At 67.7% G+C, this 22,255-nt stretch carries 22 protein-coding genes; 11 read left to right on the forward strand and 11 right to left on the reverse strand.

Going from position 1 to position 22,255, the window contains the following annotated elements; genetic code table 11:
- Nucleotides 1–19: 19 nt before the first annotated feature.
- The 6 genes from J8I33_RS05250 to J8I33_RS05275 all read right to left on the reverse strand — a co-directional run bounded on the left by J8I33_RS05250 (nucleotide 20) and on the right by J8I33_RS05275 (nucleotide 7,056).
- Nucleotides 20–1,564, reverse strand: a complete 1,545-nt coding sequence (locus J8I33_RS05250; RefSeq protein ID WP_050016453.1) for a 2-isopropylmalate synthase — start codon at nucleotides 1,562–1,564, stop codon at nucleotides 20–22.
- Between the two features lie 330 nt (nucleotides 1,565–1,894).
- Nucleotides 1,895–2,767, reverse strand: a complete 873-nt coding sequence (gene pssA / locus J8I33_RS05255) for a CDP-diacylglycerol--serine O-phosphatidyltransferase (protein ID WP_050016452.1) — start codon at nucleotides 2,765–2,767, stop codon at nucleotides 1,895–1,897.
- A gap of 15 nt (nucleotides 2,768–2,782) precedes the next feature.
- The gene (locus tag J8I33_RS05260; RefSeq protein WP_006491035.1) at nucleotides 2,783–3,427 is read right to left on the reverse strand and encodes a phosphatidylserine decarboxylase; all 645 of its coding nucleotides are present in this window, start codon (nucleotides 3,425–3,427) and stop codon (nucleotides 2,783–2,785) included.
- 139 nt (nucleotides 3,428–3,566) lie between these two features.
- The gene (ilvC, locus tag J8I33_RS05265; protein ID WP_034190794.1) at nucleotides 3,567–4,583 is read right to left on the reverse strand and encodes a ketol-acid reductoisomerase; all 1,017 of its coding nucleotides are present in this window, start codon (nucleotides 4,581–4,583) and stop codon (nucleotides 3,567–3,569) included.
- Between the two features lie 106 nt (nucleotides 4,584–4,689).
- The gene (gene ilvN, locus J8I33_RS05270; RefSeq protein WP_006750445.1) at nucleotides 4,690–5,181 is read right to left on the reverse strand and encodes an acetolactate synthase small subunit; all 492 of its coding nucleotides are present in this window, start codon (nucleotides 5,179–5,181) and stop codon (nucleotides 4,690–4,692) included.
- A gap of 111 nt (nucleotides 5,182–5,292) precedes the next feature.
- The gene (locus tag J8I33_RS05275; protein WP_027786860.1) at nucleotides 5,293–7,056 is read right to left on the reverse strand and encodes an acetolactate synthase 3 catalytic subunit; all 1,764 of its coding nucleotides are present in this window, start codon (nucleotides 7,054–7,056) and stop codon (nucleotides 5,293–5,295) included.
- A gap of 355 nt (nucleotides 7,057–7,411) precedes the next feature.
- Between J8I33_RS05275 and J8I33_RS05280 the strand changes: the two genes are divergently transcribed.
- From J8I33_RS05280 to J8I33_RS05330, 11 genes are all read left to right on the forward strand, one after another.
- Nucleotides 7,412–7,975: an RNA polymerase sigma factor gene (locus J8I33_RS05280; protein WP_006491033.1), complete on the forward strand. Its 564-nt coding sequence runs from the start codon at nucleotides 7,412–7,414 to the stop codon at nucleotides 7,973–7,975.
- Nucleotides 7,972–8,406, forward strand: coding sequence for a DUF3619 family protein (locus J8I33_RS05285; RefSeq protein ID WP_089488685.1), 435 nt, complete (start codon nucleotides 7,972–7,974; stop codon nucleotides 8,404–8,406). Before J8I33_RS05280 ends, J8I33_RS05285 begins: the two co-directional genes overlap by 4 nt.
- Before the next feature lie 26 nt (nucleotides 8,407–8,432).
- Nucleotides 8,433–9,200, forward strand: coding sequence for a DUF3106 domain-containing protein (locus tag J8I33_RS05290; protein WP_124631401.1), 768 nt, complete (start codon nucleotides 8,433–8,435; stop codon nucleotides 9,198–9,200).
- A 5-nt stretch (nucleotides 9,201–9,205) separates the two neighbouring features.
- On the forward strand, nucleotides 9,206–9,712 hold the full coding sequence (locus J8I33_RS05295; protein ID WP_050016442.1) for an RDD family protein: 507 nt from the start codon (nucleotides 9,206–9,208) through the stop codon (nucleotides 9,710–9,712).
- 222 nt (nucleotides 9,713–9,934) lie between these two features.
- Complete coding sequence (locus J8I33_RS05300; RefSeq protein WP_050016440.1) at nucleotides 9,935–10,873, forward strand: UDP-2,3-diacylglucosamine diphosphatase; 939 nt, start codon at nucleotides 9,935–9,937, stop codon at nucleotides 10,871–10,873.
- A 28-nt stretch (nucleotides 10,874–10,901) separates the two neighbouring features.
- Entirely contained in the window at nucleotides 10,902–11,936 is a 1,035-nt protein-coding gene (locus tag J8I33_RS05305) for a glycosyltransferase family 1 protein (protein ID WP_050016438.1), read from the forward strand.
- Nucleotides 11,933–12,469, forward strand: a complete 537-nt coding sequence (locus tag J8I33_RS05310) for a diacylglycerol kinase (RefSeq protein WP_011694335.1) — start codon at nucleotides 11,933–11,935, stop codon at nucleotides 12,467–12,469. The genes J8I33_RS05305 and J8I33_RS05310 overlap by 4 nt, the downstream gene beginning before the upstream one ends.
- Nucleotides 12,470–12,670: 201 nt before the next feature.
- Nucleotides 12,671–13,429 carry a TetR/AcrR family transcriptional regulator gene (locus tag J8I33_RS05315; protein WP_050016436.1) on the forward strand — a complete coding sequence of 253 codons (759 nt, stop codon included), beginning with the start codon at nucleotides 12,671–12,673 and terminating at the stop codon, nucleotides 13,427–13,429.
- Nucleotides 13,426–14,007, forward strand: a complete 582-nt coding sequence (locus J8I33_RS05320; RefSeq protein WP_209933754.1) for a TIGR00730 family Rossman fold protein — start codon at nucleotides 13,426–13,428, stop codon at nucleotides 14,005–14,007. The genes J8I33_RS05315 and J8I33_RS05320 overlap by 4 nt, the downstream gene beginning before the upstream one ends.
- Before the next feature lie 22 nt (nucleotides 14,008–14,029).
- Nucleotides 14,030–14,791 carry an SDR family oxidoreductase gene (locus tag J8I33_RS05325; protein WP_050016433.1) on the forward strand — a complete coding sequence of 254 codons (762 nt, stop codon included), beginning with the start codon at nucleotides 14,030–14,032 and terminating at the stop codon, nucleotides 14,789–14,791.
- Nucleotides 14,792–15,019: 228 nt separating this feature from the next.
- Nucleotides 15,020–16,912, forward strand: coding sequence for a glycosyl transferase (locus J8I33_RS05330; RefSeq protein ID WP_124554857.1), 1,893 nt, complete (start codon nucleotides 15,020–15,022; stop codon nucleotides 16,910–16,912).
- A 164-nt stretch (nucleotides 16,913–17,076) separates the two neighbouring features.
- Here the strand turns inward: J8I33_RS05330 and J8I33_RS05335 are convergent, their stop codons facing one another.
- The 5 genes from J8I33_RS05335 to J8I33_RS05355 form a co-directional block, all read right to left on the reverse strand.
- Nucleotides 17,077–17,694 (reverse strand): DUF924 family protein, encoded by a 618-nt coding sequence (locus tag J8I33_RS05335; protein ID WP_209926907.1) that lies wholly within the window; start codon nucleotides 17,692–17,694, stop codon nucleotides 17,077–17,079.
- Nucleotides 17,691–18,422, reverse strand: a complete 732-nt coding sequence (locus tag J8I33_RS05340; RefSeq protein WP_124554855.1) for an alanyl-tRNA editing protein — start codon at nucleotides 18,420–18,422, stop codon at nucleotides 17,691–17,693. Before J8I33_RS05340 ends, J8I33_RS05335 begins: the two co-directional genes overlap by 4 nt.
- A 105-nt stretch (nucleotides 18,423–18,527) precedes the next feature.
- Entirely contained in the window at nucleotides 18,528–18,938 is a 411-nt protein-coding gene (locus J8I33_RS05345) for a group II truncated hemoglobin (RefSeq protein WP_006488211.1), read from the reverse strand.
- A 44-nt stretch (nucleotides 18,939–18,982) separates the two neighbouring features.
- Entirely contained in the window at nucleotides 18,983–21,598 is a 2,616-nt protein-coding gene (locus tag J8I33_RS05350; protein WP_124554854.1) for an FtsX-like permease family protein, read from the reverse strand.
- A complete protein-coding gene (locus J8I33_RS05355) occupies nucleotides 21,595–22,212 on the reverse strand; it encodes a DUF4126 domain-containing protein (RefSeq protein ID WP_050016423.1) in 618 nt (205 codons plus the stop codon). Before J8I33_RS05355 ends, J8I33_RS05350 begins: the two co-directional genes overlap by 4 nt.
- Between the last annotated feature and the right edge of the window lie 43 nt (nucleotides 22,213–22,255).

Raw genomic sequence — 22,255 nt, forward strand, 5'->3', positions numbered from 1 at the left:
GCGATGCTGCTCGCAGCGCTTACGAGCGCTGCGGATTGACCTTGTCGTCCTTCGAGTGCAGCTTGTTCAGCGCGGAAATGTACGCTTTCGCGGACGCGGCGACGATATCCGGATCGGTACCGACGCCGTTGACGATCCGCCCGCTCTTCGACAACCGGACCGTCACTTCGCCCTGCGCCTGCGTGCCGGTCGTGATCGCGTTCACCGAGTACAGCAGCAGCTCGGACCCGCTGCCGACTTCGCCCTCGATCGCATTGAACGTCGCGTCGACCGGGCCGTTGCCGCGCGCCTCGCCGGTCACTTCCTTGCCTTCGACCGCGAACACGATTTTCGCCTGCGGCTGCTCGCCCGTTTCCGAACGCTGAGACAGCGACACGAACTTGAAGTGCTCCTGCTCGTGCGCGAGCGCCGATTCCTCGGACACGATCGCGATGATGTCCTCGTCGAAGATCTCCGCCTTGCGGTCGGCCAGATCCTTGAAGCGCATGAACGCGGCATTCAATTCGGCTTCGCTGTCGAGCGATACGCCGAGTTCCTGCAGGCGCTGCTTGAACGCGTTGCGGCCCGACAGCTTGCCGAGCACGATCTTGTTCGCGGTCCAGCCCACGTCTTCCGCACGCATGATCTCGTAGGTGTCGCGCGCCTTCAGCACGCCGTCCTGGTGAATGCCCGACGCGTGCGCGAACGCGTTCGCGCCGACCACTGCCTTGTTCGGCTGCACGACGAAACCGGTGATCTGCGACACGAGCTTCGACGTCGGCACGATTTGCGTCGTGTCGATGCCGACGTCGAGGCCGAAGTAGTCCTTGCGGGTCTTCACGGCCATCACGATTTCTTCGAGCGACGTGTTGCCCGCGCGCTCGCCGAGGCCGTTGATCGTGCACTCGATCTGGCGCGCACCCCCGATCTTCACGCCGGCGAGCGAGTTCGCGACCGCCATCCCGAGGTCGTTGTGGCAATGCACCGAGAAGATCGCCTTGTCCGAGTTCGGAATGCGTTCGCGCAGCGTCTTCACGAGGTTGCCGTACAGCTCCGGCACGCCGTAGCCGACCGTATCGGCGATGTTGATCGTCGTCGCGCCTTCGGCGATCACGGCTTCCAGCACGCGGCACAGGAAATCGAGATCCGAGCGGCTGCCGTCTTCCGGCGAGAACTCGACGTTGTCGGTGAACTTGCGCGCGAAACGCACCGCGAGACGCGCCTGCTCGAACACCTGGTCCGGCGTCATCCGCAGCTTCTTCTCCATGTGCAGCGGCGACGTCGCGATGAACGTGTGGATCCGCGCGCTGTTGGCCGGCTTCAATGCGTCCGCCGCGCGCTGGATGTCCTTGTCGTTGGCCCGCGCCAGCGAGCAGATCGTGCTGTCCTTCACGAGACCGGCGATCGTGTGGATCGCGTCGAAATCGCCGTTGGAGCTGGCGGCGAAGCCGGCCTCGATCACATCGACCTTCATCCGCTCGAGGTGCTTCGCAATGCGGATTTTCTCTTCCTTCGTCATCGACGCACCGGGCGATTGCTCGCCGTCACGCAACGTCGTATCGAAAATGATCAGCTTGTCTGTCATGGGGGGCTCCAGGGCTCTTTTATACGGAAGTCAAACGTAATGAGATCGCGCCACCGCTGGCGACGCTCAACAACAGACGAGGCTTGAGACGGGGGGCGAGAACGGTCAGCGCGACAGGCGCGCCAAAGCTAGCGCGCGTAGCGGCGCACCGGCTAGAAGGAGGGAGAGGCGGGGAAATGCAGTCATGCCGAAGACTATAGCGACATTCCGCTGGCCGCGCAATCGGACGGCGCCCGGGAATCGACGCAGTCCGGCCAGCAAAAAGGGACAAATGAAAACGGCGGCCCCGAGGCCGCCGTTTCCGGGCAGATCGCAGATCGCGCGCGGATGTCAGTGATCGCGCTGCGACGAGCGCGCCGGGTTCGCCCGCCCGCGAATGGCCTGGTAGGCCCAGAACACATAGCCGGATAGCCCGTACAGCACGAACAGGCAGAACAGCATCAGCGGCGGATCGGACGACACGAGCACGAACGCGACGACGACGAGCAGGATCGCCGCGAACGGCACGCGGTGCCGCACGTCGAGCGCCTTGCCACTGTAGAACGGTGCGTTCGACACCATCGTCACGCCCGCGTAGATCGTCAGCGCGAACGCGACCCACGGCAGCCAGCCAAGCTTCATCGGCACGCGGTTGTCGGTCGCGAGCCACACGAAGCCCGCGATCAGCGCGGCGGCGGCCGGGCTCGGCAGCCCCTGGAAGAAACGCTTGTCGACGCTGCCGATGTTCGTGTTGAAGCGCGCGAGGCGCAGCGCGGCGCCCGAGCAATAGACGAACGCGGCGAGCCAGCCCCAGCGGCCGAGATCCTTCAGCACCCATTCGTACATCACGAGCGCCGGCGCGACGCCGAACGACACCATGTCCGACAGGCTGTCGAACTGCTCGCCGAACGCGCTCTGCGTATGCGTCATGCGCGCAACGCGCCCGTCCATCCCGTCGAGCACCATCGCGACGAAAATCGCGATCGCGGCGATCTCGAAGCGGACGTTCATCGCCTGCACGACCGCGAAGAAGCCGCAGAACAGCGCGGCGGTCGTGAATGCGTTCGGCAGCAGATAGATGCCGCGCGTCTTCAGGAACCGCTGGCGCGCGGCGCGGCGGCTTTCGAGCGGCGCCGCATCGGGCGCCATCACCTTGTTGCGGCGGAACGGGCGTGGCGTCTGGCCGGAGCCGTTACGCGGCCGACGCGGTTTGAATGCGGCCATCGTGCGCCCCGCCGCTTACTGTTCGAGCTCGGCGAGGATCGTCGACGACGCGTAGACCTTCTCGCCGATCGACACCTTCGCGCGGCTGCCGAGCGGCAGGTACACGTCGACGCGCGAACCGAAGCGGATGAAACCGTAGCGCTGGCCGCGCGACAGCGGCTCGCCGGCGCGCACGTAGCAGAGGATCCGGCGGGCGATCAGGCCCGCGATCTGCACGGACGTGACGGTCTTGCCGCTCGCCGTCTGGATCACGACCGCATTGCGCTCGTTCTCGGTCGACGCCTTGTCGATCGCCGCGTTCAGGAACGCGCCCGGGAAGTACTCGACCTTGCTGATCGCGCCGTCGACCGGCGAACGCTGCGAATGGACGTTGAAGACATTCATGAACACGCTGATCTTCAGCGCTTCGCGGTTCGCGTACGGATCCTGCGCGGTCTCGACCGCGACGATGCGGCCGTCCGCCGGGCACAGCACCGCGTTCGGCTGCGCCGGGATCGGGCGCTGCGGATCGCGGAAGAACTGGACGACGAAGACGAGCAGCAGCCAGAACGGCCACGCGAAGCCGAAGCCCCCGACGGCGTGGATCAACAGCGCGATGACGGCTGCAATCGCGATGAACGGCCAGCCTTCGCGCGCGATGATCGGATGAGGATAGTTCATGGGTTCGTTCGGTGTTCGGTGAATTGCAAAGCCCGTAGGATAGCAAAAGCCGCCCGGGGCACTGCTGCCTTCGGACGGCTTTTTGATACCGACCCTCCACTCGAAGGGCCGGAACAGCACGTTTTGCTTCTATCGGTGCTTAGTTCTTCGTCTGGTCGACGAGCTTGTTCTTCGCGATCCACGGCATCATCGCGCGCAGCTTCGCTCCGACCTGCTCGATCTGGTGCTCGGCCGTCAGGCGGCGGCGCGACTGCAGCGTCGGCGCGCCCGCCTTGTTCTCGAGGATGAAGCTCTTCGCGTACTCGCCCGTCTGGATGTCGGTCAGGCACTGCTTCATCGCCTTCTTCGTCTCTTCCGTGACGACGCGCGGGCCGGTCACGTATTCGCCGTACTCGGCGTTGTTCGAGATCGAGTAGTTCATGTTCGCGATGCCGCCTTCGTAGATCAGGTCGACGATCAGCTTCAGTTCGTGCAGGCACTCGAAGTACGCCATTTCCGGTGCGTAGCCGGCTTCGACCAGCGTCTCGAAACCGGCCTTGATCAGCTCGACGGTACCGCCGCACAGCACGGCCTGCTCGCCGAACAGGTCGGTTTCGGTTTCTTCACGGAAGTTCGTCTCGATGATGCCGGCACGGCCGCCGCCGTTCGCCGCCGCGTACGACAGCGCGATGTCGCGCGCCGCGCCCGACTTGTTCTGCGCAACCGCGATCAGGTGCGGCACGCCGCCACCTTGCGAGTAAGTGCCGCGCACGGTATGGCCCGGTGCCTTCGGCGCGATCATGATCACGTCGAGGTCGGCGCGCGGGATCACCTGGCCGTAGTGGACGTTGAAGCCGTGCGCAAACGCGAGCGCCGCGCCCTGCTTGATGTTCGCGTGCACTTCCTTCGCGTACACGTCGGCGATCTGCTCGTCCGGCAGCAGCATCATGACGACGTCCGCGCCCTTCACCGCTTCGGCGACTTCCTTGACCGACAGGCCGGCGTTTTCAGCCTTGCTCCACGACGCGCCGTCCTTGCGCAGGCCGACCGTCACGTTCACGCCGCTTTCCTTCAGGTTCAGCGCGTGCGCATGGCCTTGCGAGCCGTAGCCGATGATCGTGACTTGCTTGCCCTTGATGAGGGAGAGGTCGGCGTCTTTGTCGTAGAAAACGTTCATGATGGTTCCTTCGCTAATTCAAAAAATTCAATGATTCGTTCGGATGGAGTACTGCGGGCCGGGACATGACGGCGCACCCGGCGTGCCATTTCTGGCTATGTCGGCATCACACCTTCAGGATGCGCTCGCCGCGTCCGATGCCGGAGCTGCCGGTGCGCACGGTCTCGAGGATCGCGCTGGCGTCCAGCCCCTGGATGAATGCGTCGAGCTTGTCGCTCGCGCCCGTCAATTCGATCGTGTAGGTCTTTTCGGTCACGTCGATGATGCGGCCGCGGAAAATGTCCGACATCCGCTTCATTTCTTCGCGCTCCTTGCCCACTGCACGTACCTTGATCAGCATCAGCTCGCGTTCGATGTGTGCACCGTCGGTCAGGTCCACCACTTTCACCACCTCGATCAGGCGGTTCAGATGCTTCGTGATCTGTTCGATCACGTCGTCGGAGCCAATGGAAACGATGGTGAGCCGCGACAGCGATTGGTCTTCGGTCGGCGCCACCGTCAAGGTTTCGATGTTGTAGCCGCGTGCGGAAAACAGACCGACCACGCGCGACAGCGCACCCGGTTCGTTCTCCAGCAGGACGGAAATGATGTGTCTCATGTTCGCTTCTTCCAGAATGTGTCCGTGTCGATTCACCCGCGCCGCGCGCCGCCGCGTGCCGCACCGCCCTTCGTGAAGGCGGCCGCATCGGGCCGGGCGCGCGTCGCGCCGTTACAGATCTTCCGATCCGAGCAGCATCTCGGTGATGCCCTTGCCGGCCTGTACCATCGGCCAGACGTTTTCGGTCGGATCGGTCTGGAAGTCGAGAAACACGGTGCGGTCCTTCAGGCGCAGCGCTTCCTTCAGCGCCGGCTCCACATCCGAAGTCTTTTCGATCCGCATGCCGACGTGGCCGTACGCTTCGGCAAGCTTCACGAAATCGGGCAGCGCATCCATGTACGAATGCGAATAGCGCTTGCTGTATTCGATCTGCTGCCACTGGCGGACCATGCCGAGGTAGCGGTTGTTCAGCGAAATGATCTTCACGGGCGTGTCGTACTGCAGGCAGGTCGACAGTTCCTGGATGCACATCTGGATCGAGCCTTCGCCCGTGATGCACAGCACGTCGTCGTCCGGATGGGCCATCTTGACGCCCATCGCCGCCGGCAGGCCGAAGCCCATCGTGCCGAGGCCGCCGGAGTTGATCCAGCGACGCGGCTTGTTGAAACGGTAGAACTGCGCGGCCCACATCTGGTGCTGGCCGACGTCCGAGCACACGAACGCGTTGCCGTCCGTCAGCTCCCACGCCTTCTCGACCACGTACTGCGGCTTGATGATCTCGCTTTCGCGGTCGTATTTCAGGCAGTCTTTCGCGCGCCAGCCCTCGATGTCCTTCCACCATTGCGCGAGCGCCTCGGTGTCGGGGCCATGCTCGGCCGTCTGCAGTTGCTCGATCAGCTCCTTCAGCACTTCCTTCACGTCGCCGACGATCGGGATGTCGACCTTCACGCGCTTCGAGATCGACGACGGGTCGATGTCGATGTGAATGATCTTGCGCGGGCGCGACGCGAAGTGCGCCGGGTCGCCGATCACGCGGTCGTCGAAGCGGGCGCCGATCGCGATCAGCACGTCGCAGTGCTGCATCGCCATGTTCGCTTCGTAGGTGCCGTGCATGCCGAGCATGCCGAGGAATTTCTTGTCCGACGCGCGATAGCCGCCGAGGCCCATCAGCGTGTTCGTGACCGGGTAGCCGAGCAGGTCCGCGAACTGGTTCAGCTCGCGCGACGCGTCGGCGAGGATGATGCCGCCACCCGTGTAGATGTACGGACGCTTGGCCGTCAGCAGCAGCGACACGGCCTTGCGGATCTGGCCCGAATGGCCCTTCGTGACCGGATTGTACGAACGCAGCGACACGCTCTTCACCGGCTCGTACTGGCACGGCGTCTTCGAGATGTCCTTCGGGATGTCGATCAGCACCGGGCCAGGACGGCCGGTGCGGGCGATATAGAACGCCTTCTTGACGGTTTCCGCGAGGTCGCGCACGTCCTTCACGAGGAAGTTGTGCTTCACGCACGGACGCGTGATGCCGACGGTGTCGCATTCCTGGAACGCATCCTGACCGATCGCGGCAGTCGGCACCTGGCCGCTGATCACGACCATCGGGATCGAATCCATGTACGCCGTTGCGATGCCGGTCACCGCGTTGGTGACACCGGGGCCGGACGTCACGAGACAGACGCCGACATTGCCGGTGGAGCGCGCATACGCATCGGCTGCGTGCACGGCCGCCTGTTCATGGCGCACCAGCACGTGCTGAATCTTGTCCTGCTTGTACAGCTCGTCGTAGATGTAGAGAACCGAGCCGCCGGGGTAGCCCCAGATGAATTCGACGTTTTCGTCGGCCAGTGCCTTCATGAGCACGGTACCGCCGATGGAGTCGCTATCGGGAGGGGAAAGGGGTTCCGACGTGGAGAATTCCGCGCTGGGCATGTTCATTTTGACCTTTCGAATTTTCGGCAAAAAATTGATCGGGTGCTCTCTGCCGGGCTTGTGGCTCGGGTTCAAGCGGCGCGTCCAGTTTGAAGGGCGGGCTTCTTGGGCCAGCCTCAAATGAGACCATCACTTCATGTTGCGAATCGCCGACAATAGCGGGTCGCGGCTGGGCCGTCAAGCAAAATATCCCGCAGCGCATCATGCGCGCCGCCCGGCGCCCGGCCGCCGCGGTTCGCGCGCAACGTGCGACGGCCGACCCGGTGCCAAGCCGCATGAAAATTTGATAGCATCCGCGGGTTTTACGAAATTTTTCGACCTTTTTCACCACGCAGCGGGCCGCAGCGCATACCTTCACGGAATGGCATCAGACAAGGAACTCGCCGACTTTCTGGCGGGCGTCGAAAGGCGCGCGTTCAAGCAGGCTGCGTACGCCGTACGTGACGACGATGCATCGCTCGACATCGTGCAGGACGCGATGATCAAGCTCGCGGAAAAGTACGGCGACCGGCCGTCCGCCGAGCTGCCGCTGCTTTTTCAGCGGATCCTGCAGAACGCGATCCACGACTGGTTCCGCCGGCAGAAGGTCCGCAACACGTGGGTGACGCTCTTCTCGTCGCTGAACAACACCGACGACGACGACTTCGACCCGCTTGAAACGCTCGAATCCGCGGACGACAACGCGGGCGTCGAGAGCAGCGAGCACCGCCTCGAAAGAGAGCAGGTTCTGGCCCTGATCGACGAAGAAATCCAGAAGCTTCCGACGCGTCAACGGGAAGCGTTCCTGATGCGTTATTGGGAAGATATGGATGTCGCCGAGACTGCCGCCGCAATGGGGTGCTCCGAGGGCAGCGTCAAGACGCACTGCTCGCGAGCCACTCATACCCTGGCGCAAGCGCTCAAGGCCAAAGGAATCACGCTATGAGCTCCGCAAACCGAGAACACGAATTCGCGCTGAAGGTGCGCCGCGCGCTGGACGAGCGCGCGGCCGCGCTGCCGGCCGCGACCACCGACCGGCTGGCCGTCGCCCGCCGGGCCGCGCTCGCGCGCAAGAAGCCCGAAGCCGCGAGCGCGCCGGTGTTCGTGCCGGCCTTCGCCGGCGCGGCCGGCGCCTACGGCCCGACGCCCGCGAACCGCCCGCCCGCCGGCCGCCCGTACGCGTCGTTTGCCCGCCGCCTGCTGCGTGCGTGGCCGCTCGCGTTGCTGCTCGCGGGGCTCGTCGGCATCGCGTACTGGGAAGACATGCAGCGCACCGCCGAACTCGCCGACATCGACGCGGCGATGCTCAGCGACGACCTGCCGCTCAATGCGTATCTCGATCACGGGTTCAACGCGTATCTTTCGCGCGCTCACTAACAGACAATAACGAGGGGATCGCACGGGTGAGTCAGAAGCGCGGCCTGGCCGTATTTTTCGGATGCGTGATCGCGATCGCCGTTTCCTACGTCGCCACCTATCCCCGATTCCACCCGGCCCCCGCGACGGCGCCCGTCGCGACCACCAGCCCCGCCGCGCCCGCGTCGACCGCGACCGGGCTGACCACCGAACTCCCGCCGCTGCCCCTTCCGCTGCCGCTGCCGGCCGCCGCCGGCCCGCTGTCGTGGGCACGCCTCACGCCGGCGCAGCACGCGGCCCTCGCGCCGTTCGCCGACCAGTGGGACGGCTTCAGCGACGCCCGCAAGCGTAAATGGCTGAAGATCGCATCGCGTTTCGCGAAGTTGTCGCCGGATGACCAGAAACGCCTGCAGGATCGGATGACCGAATGGGCGAAGATGACGCCCGAGCAGCGCCGCGTCGCGCGCGAGAACTACCAGAGCGCGAAGGAGCTGTCCGCACAGGCGCGCGAGCGCGCGTGGAAGGCCTACCAGCAACTCCCCGAGGAGCAGAAGGAACGGCTTGCCGCCGCCGAGCGCCGCCGCAGGCCGAGCGTCGTCAGCGCGCCGCCGACCGTCGCCGACCGTGACGTCCGCCGCCTCGTCAACTCGCACGAACACCCGGCGAGCGGCGCGGCCGCCGCCCCGGCGCCCGCGTCGGCCGGCGTCGTCGTGCAGCCGGTGCCCGCGTCGTCCACGTCCGGCACCGCATCGGCACCGGCCGCGGTCCTGCCGGTGTCGCCCGCCGACGCGCCTTCGCTGTTCAAGGGCTCCTGAGCGCCGTGGCGACCGCCCGCGCTCCCGAGACCCCGGCTGCCGCGCCGTCCGTGCGGCGGCGCCTCGCCGCGCTGCTCTACGAAGGCGTGCTGCTGTTCGGCGTCGTGTTCTTCGCCGGGCTCGCGTTCAGCCTCGCGACGCAGCAACGCAACGGCCTCGTTCATCACAACCTGCTTGCCGCGTGGATCGCGCTCGTCGTCGGCGCGTATTTCGTGTGGTTCTGGACGCACGGCGGCCAGACGCTGCCGATGAAAACCTGGCGGCTGCGGCTCGAGTCGTCGAGCGGCCGGCCGCTGAGCGCCGGCCACGCGCTCGTCCGCTACGCGCTCGGCTGGCTGTGGTTCCTGCCGCCGCTCGCGCTGCACCCGCTCCTCGGCCTGTCGGTGCCCGTCACGCTCGCGCTCGCCGCCGCATGGATCGTCGTGTGGGCCGGCGCCGCCCGGTTGCACGCCGGCCGGCAGTTCCCGCACGACCGGCTCGCGCGTACGCGCGTCGTCGCGATTCCGCGCTGACGCGCCGCATTCACCAGATGAAAGCCGCTCGCCTCACCCGTCTCCATCGAGGACGGCCCTGCCGGACACACGCCGACCGTTCAGTGCGGCAGCTTACGCAACGCCCGCTCATTTACTGCTAAACACCCTTCGACGGTCGTAATAAGAACGTCTCGTGACTGTCACGGTACAGTCACGCCCGCATGGCGGAATGCCGGTAATGTCAACCGGCGCGAGTCATGCATGGGCCAGAAAACGTCCGCGACTTCATTGTTTCGTCATCCCATCGGCGCCCGCGCCGCCACTGCGTTCCTGTCCGGCTCGGGCGCAACCGACGGCGTGGTGTCGCACAAGCCGCCCGTCGCGCCGACCACGCAGCACGACGACCCCGAGCCGTCCGCCCATCGCTACCGCACCATCTGGCTGTCCGACATCCACCTCGGCTCGAGCGGCTGTCAGGCGCCCTACCTGCTGGATTTCCTGCGTCACAACGACTCGGAATACCTGTACCTCGTCGGCGACATCATCGACGGCTGGCAACTGAAGAAAGGCTGGTACTGGCCGCAGGCGCACAACGACGTCGTGCAGAAGATCCTGCGCAAGGCGCGCAAGGGCACGCAGGTCGTCTACATCCCCGGCAACCACGACGAAGGCGCGCGGCAGTTCTGCGATCTCGCGTTCGGCGACATCCAGGTGCGCGGCGAGGCATTCCACACGACGCTCGCGGGCAAACGTTTGTGGATCGTGCACGGCGACCTGTTCGACGGCGTGATCCAGCATGCGAAATGGCTCGCGTACCTCGGCGACACGCTCTACACGCTGATCCTCGTGCTGAACCGCTGGTTCAACCGGATCCGCAGCCGGCTCGGCTTCCAGTACTGGTCGCTGTCGCAGTACCTGAAGCACCAGGTCAAGAACGCGGTCAACTTCATCTCGCAGTTCGAGACCGTGATGACCGACGAGGCGCGCCGCCGCGGCTGCGACGGCGTCGTGTGCGGCCACATCCACAAGGCCGAGATCCGCGACATCGACGGGGTGCTGTACTGCAACGACGGCGACTGGGTCGAAAGCCTGTCCGCGCTCGTCGAAACGATGGAAGGCGAACTGAAGATCGTCTACTGGACGGTGATGCGCACCGCACCGTCCGAGACCGCGTCGCGCAAGGCCAAGGCCGCTGCCTGACACAACCCTACTTACAGGACATGCCGCGATGAAGATCATGATCGTCACCGACGCGTGGGAACCGCAGGTCAACGGCGTCGTACGCACGCTGAAGAGCACGTCGCGCGAACTCACGGCGCTCGGCCACCGCGTCGAACTGCTGACGCCGCTGGAATTCCGCACGGTGCCCTGCCCGACCTACCCCGAGATCCGCCTGTCGATCCTGCCGTATCGCAAGCTGCGCGCGCGGATCGATGCGTTCGCACCCGACGCGCTGCACATCGCGACCGAAGGCCCGCTCGGCCTCGCCGCGCGGCGCTATGCGCGCGCCCGCAAGCTGCCGTACACGACCGCGTACCACACGCGCTTCCCGGAATACGTGCAGGCGCGCTTCGGCATTCCGCTGGCGGCGACCTACAAGTTCCTGCACTGGTTCCACGGCCCGTCGCGCGCGGTGATGGCGCCGACGCCGGTCGTCAAGCAGGACCTCGAGAAATTCGGCTTCACGAACGTCGTGCTGTGGACCCGCGGCGTCGACCTCGACACCTTCCGGCCGATGGAGTCGAAGGTGCTCAACACCGCGCGGCCGATCTTCCTGTACGTGGGCCGCGTCGCGATCGAGAAGAACGTCGAGGCGTTCCTGCGCCTCGACCTGCCCGGCTCGAAGTGGGTCGCGGGCGAAGGCCCCGCGCTCGCGGAACTGAAGTCGCGCTATCCGGAGGCGAACTATCTCGGCGTGCTGTCACAGACGGAGCTCGCGAAGGTGTATGCTGCGGCCGACGTGTTCGTATTCCCGAGTCGCACCGACACGTTCGGCCTCGTGCTGCTCGAAGCGCTCGCCTGCGGCACGCCGGTGGCCGCGTATCCCGTGACGGGCCCGATCGACGTGCTCAGCGGAGGCGATGCCGGCGCGATGCACGAGGACCTGCAGGAAGCCTGCCTCGAGGCGCTGAAGATCGAACGCACGACTGCGCGCGCGTGGGCGGAACGCTTCTCGTGGCGCGCCGCATCCGAGCAGTTCGCGTCGCATCTGAAGCCGCTGCCGAAGACCGCGTACTCGCCAGCCGAAGGTGCAGCCGTTTGAAACGAGACCTGAACGACAAGATCCCGCCCCCCGCCGCGACGCCGTCACGGCACCGCCCGTTCGACGAGGAAGAGCCGCATGCCGACGCGGACGTGCACCCGCACGAGCCGCTCGGCCCCGACGACCGGCTCGCGCCGCTGCCGCCGAACCCGTACAAGCGCCATCGCGGCATCACGCGTGCCTGGTTCGCGCTCAAGCATTCGCTGAACGGCTTTCGCGTCGCGATCCGCGAGGAAAGCGCGTTTCGCCAGGAACTCACGCTCGCCGCGCTGATGCTGCCGATCGGCGCATTCGCGCCGGTGCCGGCCGCATCGCGCGCGCTGCTGATCGGCTCGGTGCTGCTGGTGCTGATCGTCGAGCTGCTGAACTCGAGCGTCGAAGCCGCGATCGACCGCATCTCGCTCGAGCGCCACGAACTGTCGAAGCGCGCGAAGGACCTCGGCAGCGCGGCCGTCACGGTCGCGCTGTTCGCGTGCGTGACGACGTGGGGCTTCGTGCTCGGGCCGGTGGTCGCACGCTGGCTCGGTTTCTAGGCCACCGCCGGGCGCCTTTCGCCACGCCCGCATGCGGCGCCGCACCATGCGCGGCGCGGCGCCGCGATCACGAAATGCCCCGACGTGGCGAAACCCCGGTTTATAATCGGCCGCTAGACATAGAACAGCAACCCGCGCCGGACGAATCACGCAGCATCGATTGCAGCGCCCGCCAGTCCGGCACACACAGGGCCGGACGACATGGAAGCGAAACCTCCCCGCCGCACCCGCGAACGGATTCTCGAGTTGTCGTTGAAACTCTTCAACGAGATCGGCGAGCCGAACGTCACCACCACGACGATCGCCGAGGAAATGGAAATCAGTCCAGGCAACCTGTACTACCATTTCCGCAACAAGGACGACATCATCAACAGCATCTTCGCGCAGTTCGAGCAGCAGATCGAACGGCGGCTGCGCTTCCCCGAAGATCACCGTCCGACGATCGACGAAACCTGGTCGTACCTGCAGTACATGGCCGATTTCATGTGGACCTACCGGTTCCTGTATCGCGACCTCAACGACCTGCTCGCCCGCAACCGCACGCTCGAGACGCACTTCAAGCAGATCATCAGCCACAAGGTGCGCTTCGCGCACGACATGTGCGAGCTGCTCGTCTCCGATGCCGAAATGGTCGCGACGCCCGCCGAGATCGAGGTCATCGCGACCAACATGGCGGTGATCTCGACGTACTGGCTGTCGTACCAGTACGTGATGCATCCGCGCAAATACAACGACCAGGACGCGATCCGCGAAGAGCTGCACCAGGTGAGCATGCACGTGATCTCGATCATGGCCCCGTACCTGCGCGGCCGTTCGCGCCAGCTGTTCGACGATCTCGTGTCCGGCAAGCTGCCCAAGCGCCAGTTCACCGATTACCTGCCGCCGCGCGACGGGTCGCCGCGCCCGGCGGGCGGCCCCGTCGCCACCGGCCAGGCCCCCGCCAAGGACGCGAAGCAATGAAGGCAGTCTGCGTTTACTGCGGCTCGTCGTCCGGCGTGCGACCCGTCTATGCCGATGCCGCGCGCGCGTTCGGCCGTGCGCTCGTCGAGGGAGGCCTCACGCTCGTGTACGGCGGCGGCCGCGTCGGCCTGATGGGCGTGATCGCCGACGAAGTGATGGCGGCCGGCGGCCGGGCGGTCGGCGTGATCCCCGAGTTGCTCGTCGACAAGGAAGTCGGCCATACGGGGCTGTCGGAACTGCACGTCGTGCCCGACATGCACCATCGCAAGAAAATGATGGCCGACCTCTCCGACGCGTTCGTCGCGATGCCCGGCGGTGCCGGCACGCTCGAAGAGCTCTTCGAGGTCTATACGTGGGCGCAGCTCGGCTATCACCGCAAGCCCGTCGCGCTCTACAACATCGATTCGTTCTACGATCCGCTGATCGCGCTGCTGCGCCATACGGTCGACGAAGGCTTCATGCGGCCGGCCTATTTCGACGCACTGTGCGTCGAGTCGGAACCCGTCGCGCTGATCGAGCGGCTGCGCCGCTACCAGCCGCCCACCCGCGACAAGTGGGCGCCCGACGCCGCGAAGTAACCGTCACCGGAAACCGCACGCGATGACCGCACCGTCCGACCGCAAGGCTGTCCTCATCACCGGCGCGAGCCGCGGCATCGGCCGCGCGACCGCCGTGCTCGCGGCCGAACGCGGCTGGGACGTCGGCATCAACTACGCGCGCGACGCGGCCGCGGCCGAACTGACCGCGCAGGCCGTGCGCGACGCGGGCGGCCGCGCGTGCATCGTCGCGGGCGACGTCGCGAACGAGGCGAACGTCGTCGCGATGTTCGACACCGTTGCGGCCGAGTTCGGGCGCCTCGACGCGCTCGTCAACAATGCCGGCATCGTCGCGCCGTCGATGCCGCTCGCCGACATGCCGGTCGACCGGCTGCGGCGGATGTTCGATACCAACGTGCTCGGCGCCTACCTGTGCGCGCGCGAAGCGGCGCGCCGGCTGTCCACCGACCGCGGCGGGCGCGGCGGCGCGATCGTCAACGTGTCGTCGATCGCGTCGCGGCTCGGCTCGCCGAACGAGTACGTCGACTACGCGGGCTCGAAAGGCGCGGTCGATTCGCTGACGATCGGCCTCGCCAGGGAGCTCGGCCCGCACGGCGTGCGCGTCAACGCGGTGCGCCCGGGCCTGATCGAGACCGACATTCATGCAAGCGGCGGCCAGCCGGGCCGTGCGGCGCGTCTCGGCGCGCAAACGCCGCTCGGCCGCGCGGGCGAAGCGCAGGAGATCGCCGAGGCGATCGTCTGGCTGCTCGGCGATGCGGCGTCCTACACGACGGGCGCCCTGCTCGACGTCGGCGGCGGCCGCTAAGCTGACGCGCGGCGCAACAATACGGTGGTCGAAATCGCCCCGTGGTCACGGCGCCACAAATCTCCACAATTCCGTGACACTTCCAGTAAACATCCGTAACAATTCCGTGCTCTACTAGCGGCCATTCAGACAGGTGTCTCAAACACGCTGTCCGTTACCCCGGATGTAGCCCCTTATCGGTCCAGCCCATGTCGCCGGACCGGCTCGACTCGACCCGAGATCTTTTCCATGCCTGGAACCGCAGCGCCCAGCCGGCGACGCACGTCCGTGCCCGCCCCGGCCGCGCACACCCGCTCGACCGCCGATACCGACGTCATCGCGACGCTGGACGTCGCCGGCACGCCCGTCGCGGCCTCGACCGCCGCCATCAGCCCCCTGCGCGACCGCTCGCTGCTGCTCGGCTGGCGCGCATGGCTGTTCGTCGCCGCGCTGGTGTGCGCGTACACGCTGCCCGGCGTGCTCGGGCACGATCCGTGGAAACAGGACGAAACCTATACGTTCGGCATCATCCAGCACATGCTCGAGACCGGCGATTTCGTCGTCCCGACCAATGCCGGCCTGCCGTTCATGGAGAAGCCGCCGCTTTACGCGTGGGTCGCGACCAGCCTCGCGTGGCTGCTGCAGCGCGCGATGCCGCTGCACGACGCGGCGCGCCTCGCGAGCGCCCTGTTCGCCGCACTCGCGTTCGGCTTCATCGCGCGCGCCGCCCGCGTAGCCAGCCGCGCGGACAGTTGGTTCGACCTGCGCGTGCTCGGCCCGGTCGTGCTGAGCGCGGGCACGCTCGTCGTGATCAAGCACGTGCACGACATGATGACGGACGTCGCGCTGTTTGCCGGCACCGCCATCGCGTTCTGCGGGCTGCTGGAACTCGTGATGCAGCACGTCGCGCGTGCGCAGCCGATGCGTCACGGGCTGCCGGCGCACCCGGCCGGCCGCTGGGCCGCGCCGATCTTCGGCGCGGGCGTCGGCATCGCGCTGATGGCGAAGGGGCTGTTCGTGCCGCTCGTGTTCGCGGCCACGCTCGTCTGCACGCTGGTGCTCTACCCGGCCTGCCGCACCCGCTCGTTCGCACGCGCGCTCGGCGTCGCCGCGCTCGTGTTCGCGCCGTTCGCGCTGATCTGGCCGACCGCGCTGTTCCTGCGCTCGGAAACGCTGTTCATGACGTGGTTCTGGGACAACAACGTCGGCCGCTTCTTCGGCTTCTCCGTTCCCGAACTGGGCGCCGAAAACGACAAGCCGTTCTTCATCCTGCGCGCGTTCCTGCTCGTCGGCTTCCCGGTCGCGCCGCTCGCGATCGTCGCGCTCGCCCGCGGCGCATGGCGCGACTGGCGTACGCCGCGCATCGCGCTGCCCGTGCTGTTCGCCGGCATCGGACTGGTGGTACTGCAGGTGTCCGCGACGTCGCGCCAGCTCTACATCCTGCCGTTCTTCGCACCGCTCGCGCTGGTCGCCGCGCAGGCGATCGACCGCCTGCCGCGCCGGCTGCATCTCGCGTGGGATTACCTGAGCCGCATCCTGTTCGGCATGGTGGTCGTGCTCGCGTGGGCGATCTGGGCGGTGATGGCCGATCCGGCCGCGTCGCGCGCCGATCTCGCACTGCTCGGCCGCTGGCTGCCGCTCGACTGGACGATGCCAATCCAGCCCGCGCTCGTGACCGGCGCGCTCGCGCTGACGGTCGGCTGGCTGACGCTGCTGCCGAAGCTACGCACGACGGGCCTGTGGCGCGGCGCGCTGTCGTGGGGCGCCGGCACGCTGGTCGCGTGGGGGCTCATCTATACGCTGCTGCTGCCGTGGCTCGACGTCGCGAAGAGCTACCGGTCGGTGTTCGACGACCTGAACGCGCATCTCGCGCTCGAATGGAACGACGGCGACTGCATGGCGAGCCTGCACGGGCTCGGCGAATCGGAAGCGCCGATGCTGTATTACTTCTCCGGCATCCAGCACACGCCGATCGACGACGCGAAGACGACGCGCTGCACGTGGATGATCGTGCAGGGCGTGCGGGCCGTCGATCCGGCGCCCGGCGACGAATGGAAGCTGTTCTGGACCGGCGCCCGCCCGGGCGACAACGAGGAGCTGCTGCGCGTCTACGTGCGCACGCCCGAACAGCACCCGCAGTAACACAGGGCGGCGCGATGCGCTGCCCTGCCCGCCTTCGCTTTCTTCTTCGGCACGGGCCGCGATCGTCCATTCGAGCGCTGCGCAGCCTGCGCTGCAATACCGGCAACCCGCAAGCGTCGTGGGGTTCGCCGCCCCGCTCCTTCGTCTCGCCAACGAACGGATCGTCAGAACGACGAGCCCGGCTCCCGCAGAAACGCCGCTTCCTCGTCGGTCGACGCGCGACCGAGAATCGCGTTCCGGTGCGGAAAGCGGCCAAAGCGCTCGACGACCGCCGCATGCAGCAACGCGTAGCGGTGATAGCGCTCGCACCCGGCCTCGTCGCGGATGCCCGCGCACAGGCGCACGGCCTCGCGCTGGCTCTCGACCGACTCGTCGTGCTCGAACGGCAGATACGCGAACGCGCGGTGATGCCCGCTCGGCAACCGCGCGTCCCAGCCGGCCGCGACGACGCGGCGGGCCAGCCCGAGCGCCTTCGGATCGGCGGCAAACGCGCGCGGCGTGCCGCGATGGATGTTGCGCGAGAACTGGTCGAGCACGACGATCAACGCCAGCGCGCCCGACGGCGAAGCGGCCCAGTGATCGCACGCGCCGTCGCATGCAGCATCGAGCAGCGCGCCGTAACGCGTGCGCAGCACGTCGTCGAACGCCGCGCCGCCGTTGAACCAGACCTTGCGGTTCTGCCCGAACTCGGCCGAGCCCGGCTCGCCGAACCAGAAATCGAGAATTTCCCGTGCCTGCGGATCGAGCGCCGCCGCGCCCGCTTTCCCGGTATCGATCGTCATGCAAACTCCAGTACGAGGCGCCGTGTGCGCGCACTCTTCTTTTCCAGTTTCGCGACCCGCAGCCCGCCGATTTCGGACGTGTTGCGCACGTGCGTGCCGCCGCACGGCTGCAGGTCGACGTTCTCGATGCGCAGCAGCCGCACGCGGCCGAGGCCCATCGGCGGCTTCACGCTCATCGTGCGGACGAGTTCGGGCCGCTCGGCCATCTCGTCGTCGGTGATCCATTCGGTCGTGACCGGATGCGCGCCGGCGACGAAACCCGCGAGGCGCCGCTCGACGTCGTCGCGATCGATCGCGTCGGACGTCGCGAAATCGAGCCGCACGTAGTCGGCCGTCACGCTGCAGCCGTCGACCGCGTACGGCAGCACCGCGCACATCAGGTGCGCGGCCGTATGCAGGCGCATGTGCCGGTGGCGGCGCTGCCAGTCGATCGCCGCGACCACGCGCGTGCCGGGGGCCAGCGTCGCGACGCGCGCGTCTTGGCCCGGCGCGGGCACGTGCACGGCGTCGTCGGGCGTCGCGCCGTCGAACTTCGCCTTGCGCGTATCGGCAATCGCGATCGTGCTGCCGTCGGGCAGCGTCAGCGTGCCGGTGTCGCCGGCCTGGCCGCCGCCGAGCGGATAGAACACGGTGCGGTCGAGCCGGATACCGTCGTCGCCGACGGCCTCGACGATCGCGTCGCATTGCATCAGGTACGCGTCTTCGCGAAACAGCGCCTGTGTCGTCATCGGGATGAGCCTCGTGTCGATGGAGGAAACGGCCAGTGTCGCGCCGGCCCGCACATGCGCCCAGACGCAGATCGTCCCGCGCGCGGGCAGCGGCGTACCGGTCGATCAACCGGGCCGGTTGCGCATCCAGTCGGCCGTGTCGTAGAACGAATGCATGAGCCGCTCGCGCAGCGGCTCCGGCAGCCCGACATCCTCCATCGCCCACGCCATGCAGCGCAGCCACTGGTCGCGCTCGACCGACGCGATCGGGAACGGCAAATGCCGCGCGCGCAGCCGCGGATGGCCGAACCGGCTGATGTAGTGATCGGGGCCGCCGAGCCAGCCGCACAGGAACCAGAACAGCTTGTCGCGCGAACCGTCGAGCGACGGCGGATGCAGCGCGCGAATCTGCGCGAACTCGGGCTCGAGGTCCATCAGGTCGTAGAAGCGGTCCACCATTTCGCGCACGCGGGCTTCGCCGCCCACGAGCTCGAACGCCGTCGGCTGCGACGGCGCATCGTCATTCACATCGGTCATTACGGATAGTCGGAAAACGGGATCTTCGGGGCCGCGGGCGACGCTCACGCGTCGCGCAGCGACTGCAGCGCGGGGCGCCGCAACACATTATGCAGGCTGAGCCAGCCGGCCGCACCGGCGCAGACGACGCCGGCCGCGATGCCGGCCGGCACGAGCCATGGATCGACGGCGAGCTGGAAGTCGAACACGCGCGACGCGAGCACCCAGCCGACCGCGATCGCGCCCGCCGACGCGAGCACGCCGGCCAGCGCGCCGACCACGACGAATTCCGCGCGCTGCACCGCGTTGACCTGCGCGCGCGACGCACCGAGCGCGCGCAGCAGCGCGGCCTCGCGCACGCGCTCGTCGCGCGAGCCGGCAAGCGCCGTGTACAGCACGAGCACGCCGGCCGCGAGCGTGAACGCGAACAGGAACTGCACGGCGCCGACCACCTGCAGCATCATCCGCTGCAACTGCGCGAGGATCGGCGCGACGTCGATCGCGGTCAGGTTCGGGTAGCGCGCGATCAGCGGATCGAGCAGCGCGGCGTTCGATGCGGGCAGATGGAAGCTCGTCAGGTAGACGGCCGGGAAATCCTTCAGCACCGGCGGCGGCATCAGCACGAAGAAGTTGACGCGGAACGAGCCCCAGTCGAGCTTGCGCACGCTCGTGATCGGCGCGTCGACCGTCAGCCCCGTCACGTCGAAGCGCAGCGTGTCGCCCGGTTTCACGTTCAGCGTCTTCGCGAGGCCGGCTTCGATCGAGATCTGCGGCGTGGCCGCGGCGCCGAACCAGTCGCCTTCGACGATCCGGTTGTCGGACGGCAGGTCGGTCGTATACGACAGGTTGAATTCGCGATCGACGAGCCGGCGCGCCTCTTCCGACGGGTACGCGTCCGGATTCACCGGCTTGCCGTTGATCGCGACGAGGCGGCCGCGCACCATCGGCGCGGGCACCGCGTCGCGCACGCCGTGTGCGGCCAGATAGGCGGCGACGTCGGCGCGCTGGTCGGGCTGGATGTCGATCAGGAACTGGTTCGGCGCATCGGGCGGCGTCGACTGCCGCCAGCCCGCCACGAGGTCGTTGCGCGTGATCGCGATCAGCAGCAGGCACATCAGGCCGAGCGCGAGCGCGGTGATCTGCAGCGCGCTGGCCGTGCCGCGCCGGTGCAGCGACGCCAGCGCGTAACGCCAGCCGACGCCCGCGGCCACGCGCGCATTGCGCACCGCGCGCGCGGCGGCGAACAGCACGAGCCGGGCAATCAGCGCGAACCCGACCAGCGCGCCGGCAAAGCCGCCCGCGACGATCAGGCCGAGCTTCAGGTTGCCGGCGGCCACGATCAGCAGCCCCGCGAACAGCACGACGCCGACCGCATACGCGGCCCACGCGGTGCGCGACGCGTCGCCCCACTCGCGCCGCAGCACACGCACCGGCGGCACGCGCGTGAGCGGCACGAGCGGCGGCAGCGCGAAACCGAGCAGCAGCACGAGCGCGGCGCCCATGCCGATCAGCGCCGGCCACAACGTGGGCGGCGGCAGCACGACGTCGATCAGGCTGCCGAGCGCGGCCAGCAGCGCCCAGTGGCCACCGTAGCCGAGCACTGCGCCCGCGGCGCCCGACACGATGCCGACGCCGACGAATTCGAGCGCGAACAACGCGCCGAGCGTGCGGCGGCTCACGCCGAGGCAGCGCATCGTCGCGCAGCCGTCGAGATGGCGCCGCATGTAGCGCTGCGCGGCCATCGCGATCGCGACCGCCGCGAGCAGCGCGGTCAGCAACGCGACGAGCGTCAGGAAGTGGCGCGCGCGATCCAGCGTCTGCCGCACCTGCGGCTGCCCCTCCTGCAACGACTCGAGCCCGACGCCGCGCAGTTTCCCGCCGTCGACGCGCGCGTGCGCATAGGTTTCGAAGCGTGCGACGGCCGCTGCGTCGCCGGCGACCAGCAGCCGGTACGTGACGCGGCTGCCGTAGCCCGTGAGCCCCGTCGCGGCGAGCTCGTCCGCGCGCATCATCAGCCGCGGCGAAAAATTGACGAACGAAAAGCCGCGATCGAGTTCGCGGGTAATCGCCGCGGCGACCGTGAACGTGCGCAGCCCGACGCGCACCGTATCGCCCGCCTTCAGGTGCAGCGCGTCGAGCAGCGACGGGTCGGCCCATACGGTGCCCGGCGCGGGGATCGCGGACGCCTTCTGCGCAGTGGTCGCACCGGCCGGCAGGATCTCGACCGCGCCGCGCAGCGGATAGCCGGGCGACACGGCCTTCACGGCCGCGAGGCGCGACGGCGCGGCGTCGGCGGCCTGCCCGCCCGCGGCGGACCCGATCATGCTCGGGAAGATGGCGGTCGTCGCGGTACGCAGGCCGAGCGCGCGCGCCTGGCGGTCGAACGACGGATCGACGGGGCGATCGGCGCGCACGACGAAATCGGCGCCGAGCATCTGGCGCGCGTCGCGCTCGAGGCCCTGGCGCAGCCGATCGGCGAGAAAGCCGACGCTCGTCAGCGCCGCGACAGCGAGCACCAGCGCGAGGACCAGCAGCGTCAATTCGCCCGCGCGCCAGTCGCGCGCGGTCATCCGGGCAGCCTGGTGAATCAGGTCGCGCAGGCCGAAGCGGCCGGCATGCGTGCGCCCGTCATGGCCGGAGTGTCCGGCCGGCGGCTGCGCCGCGTGTTGCGGCCCCTTCAATCGCGCTTCCCTCCGATCGAGTTGAGCCGCGACACCATGTGGTTAGCCATCCCGCGAAAGCCACCCGACACGCCGCGCCACAGGCGCGGCAGCGCCCACGCCGACGCCGTGATGAACGCGGCAAGCAGCACGAGGAATGCGAGCGGAACGAAGAACGCGAGGACGAGCCCGCCGACCACGAGACCGTCCTCGGTCGACGACGCAATCCAGTTCGAAATCGGTTCGGGAGACAGGTTGATCAGCGCGCGCGTGCCGGCCTTCGCCACATGCGCGGCGCCGGCGAGCGAGCCGCCGGCGAGCCCCGCGACCGCCAGCATGGTCGGATCGGCATGGCCGAGCGCACCGGCCGCGAGCACGGCGCCGGCCGGAATGCGGATGAAGGTATGCACGGCATCCCACAGCGAGTCGAACGCGGGGATCTTGTCGGCCAGGAATTCGGTGACGGCGAGCACGGCCGCGGCGCCGATGACCCACGGCGACATCAGCACGGCCAGCGTGTCGGGCAGATGGAGCCAGCCGAAGCGTGCCAGCACGCCGGCGATCAGCACCGTCAGGTACAGGCGCAGGCCGCTCGCCCACGCGAGTCCCGCGCCGAGCGAAATGGCTTCGATCATGGCCCTCTCCTTGCACTTTCCGTGCGTTTTGCCGATTGATCGG

Origin of the sequence: Burkholderia sp. AcTa6-5, from assembly GCF_017815075.1 — a bacterium.
GTDB lineage: Bacteria > Pseudomonadota > Gammaproteobacteria > Burkholderiales > Burkholderiaceae > Burkholderia > Burkholderia sola.

Coding starts and splice junctions, on each gene's coding strand:
- J8I33_RS05250 (WP_050016453.1), bottom strand. CDS start 1,564: ATGACAGACAAGCTGATCATTTTCGATACGACGTTGCGTGACGGCGAG.
- pssA (WP_050016452.1), bottom strand. CDS start 2,767: ATGGCCGCATTCAAACCGCGTCGGCCGCGTAACGGCTCCGGCCAGACG.
- J8I33_RS05260 (WP_006491035.1), bottom strand. CDS start 3,427: ATGAACTATCCTCATCCGATCATCGCGCGCGAAGGCTGGCCGTTCATC.
- ilvC (WP_034190794.1), bottom strand. CDS start 4,583: ATGAACGTTTTCTACGACAAAGACGCCGACCTCTCCCTCATCAAGGGC.
- ilvN (WP_006750445.1), bottom strand. CDS start 5,181: ATGAGACACATCATTTCCGTCCTGCTGGAGAACGAACCGGGTGCGCTG.
- J8I33_RS05275 (WP_027786860.1), bottom strand. CDS start 7,056: ATGAACATGCCCAGCGCGGAATTCTCCACGTCGGAACCCCTTTCCCCT.
- J8I33_RS05280 (WP_006491033.1), top strand. CDS start 7,412: ATGGCATCAGACAAGGAACTCGCCGACTTTCTGGCGGGCGTCGAAAGG.
- J8I33_RS05285 (WP_089488685.1), top strand. CDS start 7,972: ATGAGCTCCGCAAACCGAGAACACGAATTCGCGCTGAAGGTGCGCCGC.
- J8I33_RS05300 (WP_050016440.1), top strand. CDS start 9,935: ATGGGCCAGAAAACGTCCGCGACTTCATTGTTTCGTCATCCCATCGGC.
- J8I33_RS05305 (WP_050016438.1), top strand. CDS start 10,902: ATGAAGATCATGATCGTCACCGACGCGTGGGAACCGCAGGTCAACGGC.
- J8I33_RS05315 (WP_050016436.1), top strand. CDS start 12,671: ATGGAAGCGAAACCTCCCCGCCGCACCCGCGAACGGATTCTCGAGTTG.
- J8I33_RS05320 (WP_209933754.1), top strand. CDS start 13,426: ATGAAGGCAGTCTGCGTTTACTGCGGCTCGTCGTCCGGCGTGCGACCC.
- J8I33_RS05325 (WP_050016433.1), top strand. CDS start 14,030: ATGACCGCACCGTCCGACCGCAAGGCTGTCCTCATCACCGGCGCGAGC.
- J8I33_RS05330 (WP_124554857.1), top strand. CDS start 15,020: ATGCCTGGAACCGCAGCGCCCAGCCGGCGACGCACGTCCGTGCCCGCC.
- J8I33_RS05335 (WP_209926907.1), bottom strand. CDS start 17,694: ATGACGATCGATACCGGGAAAGCGGGCGCGGCGGCGCTCGATCCGCAG.
- J8I33_RS05340 (WP_124554855.1), bottom strand. CDS start 18,422: ATGACGACACAGGCGCTGTTTCGCGAAGACGCGTACCTGATGCAATGC.
- J8I33_RS05345 (WP_006488211.1), bottom strand. CDS start 18,938: ATGACCGATGTGAATGACGATGCGCCGTCGCAGCCGACGGCGTTCGAG.
- J8I33_RS05355 (WP_050016423.1), bottom strand. CDS start 22,212: ATGATCGAAGCCATTTCGCTCGGCGCGGGACTCGCGTGGGCGAGCGGC.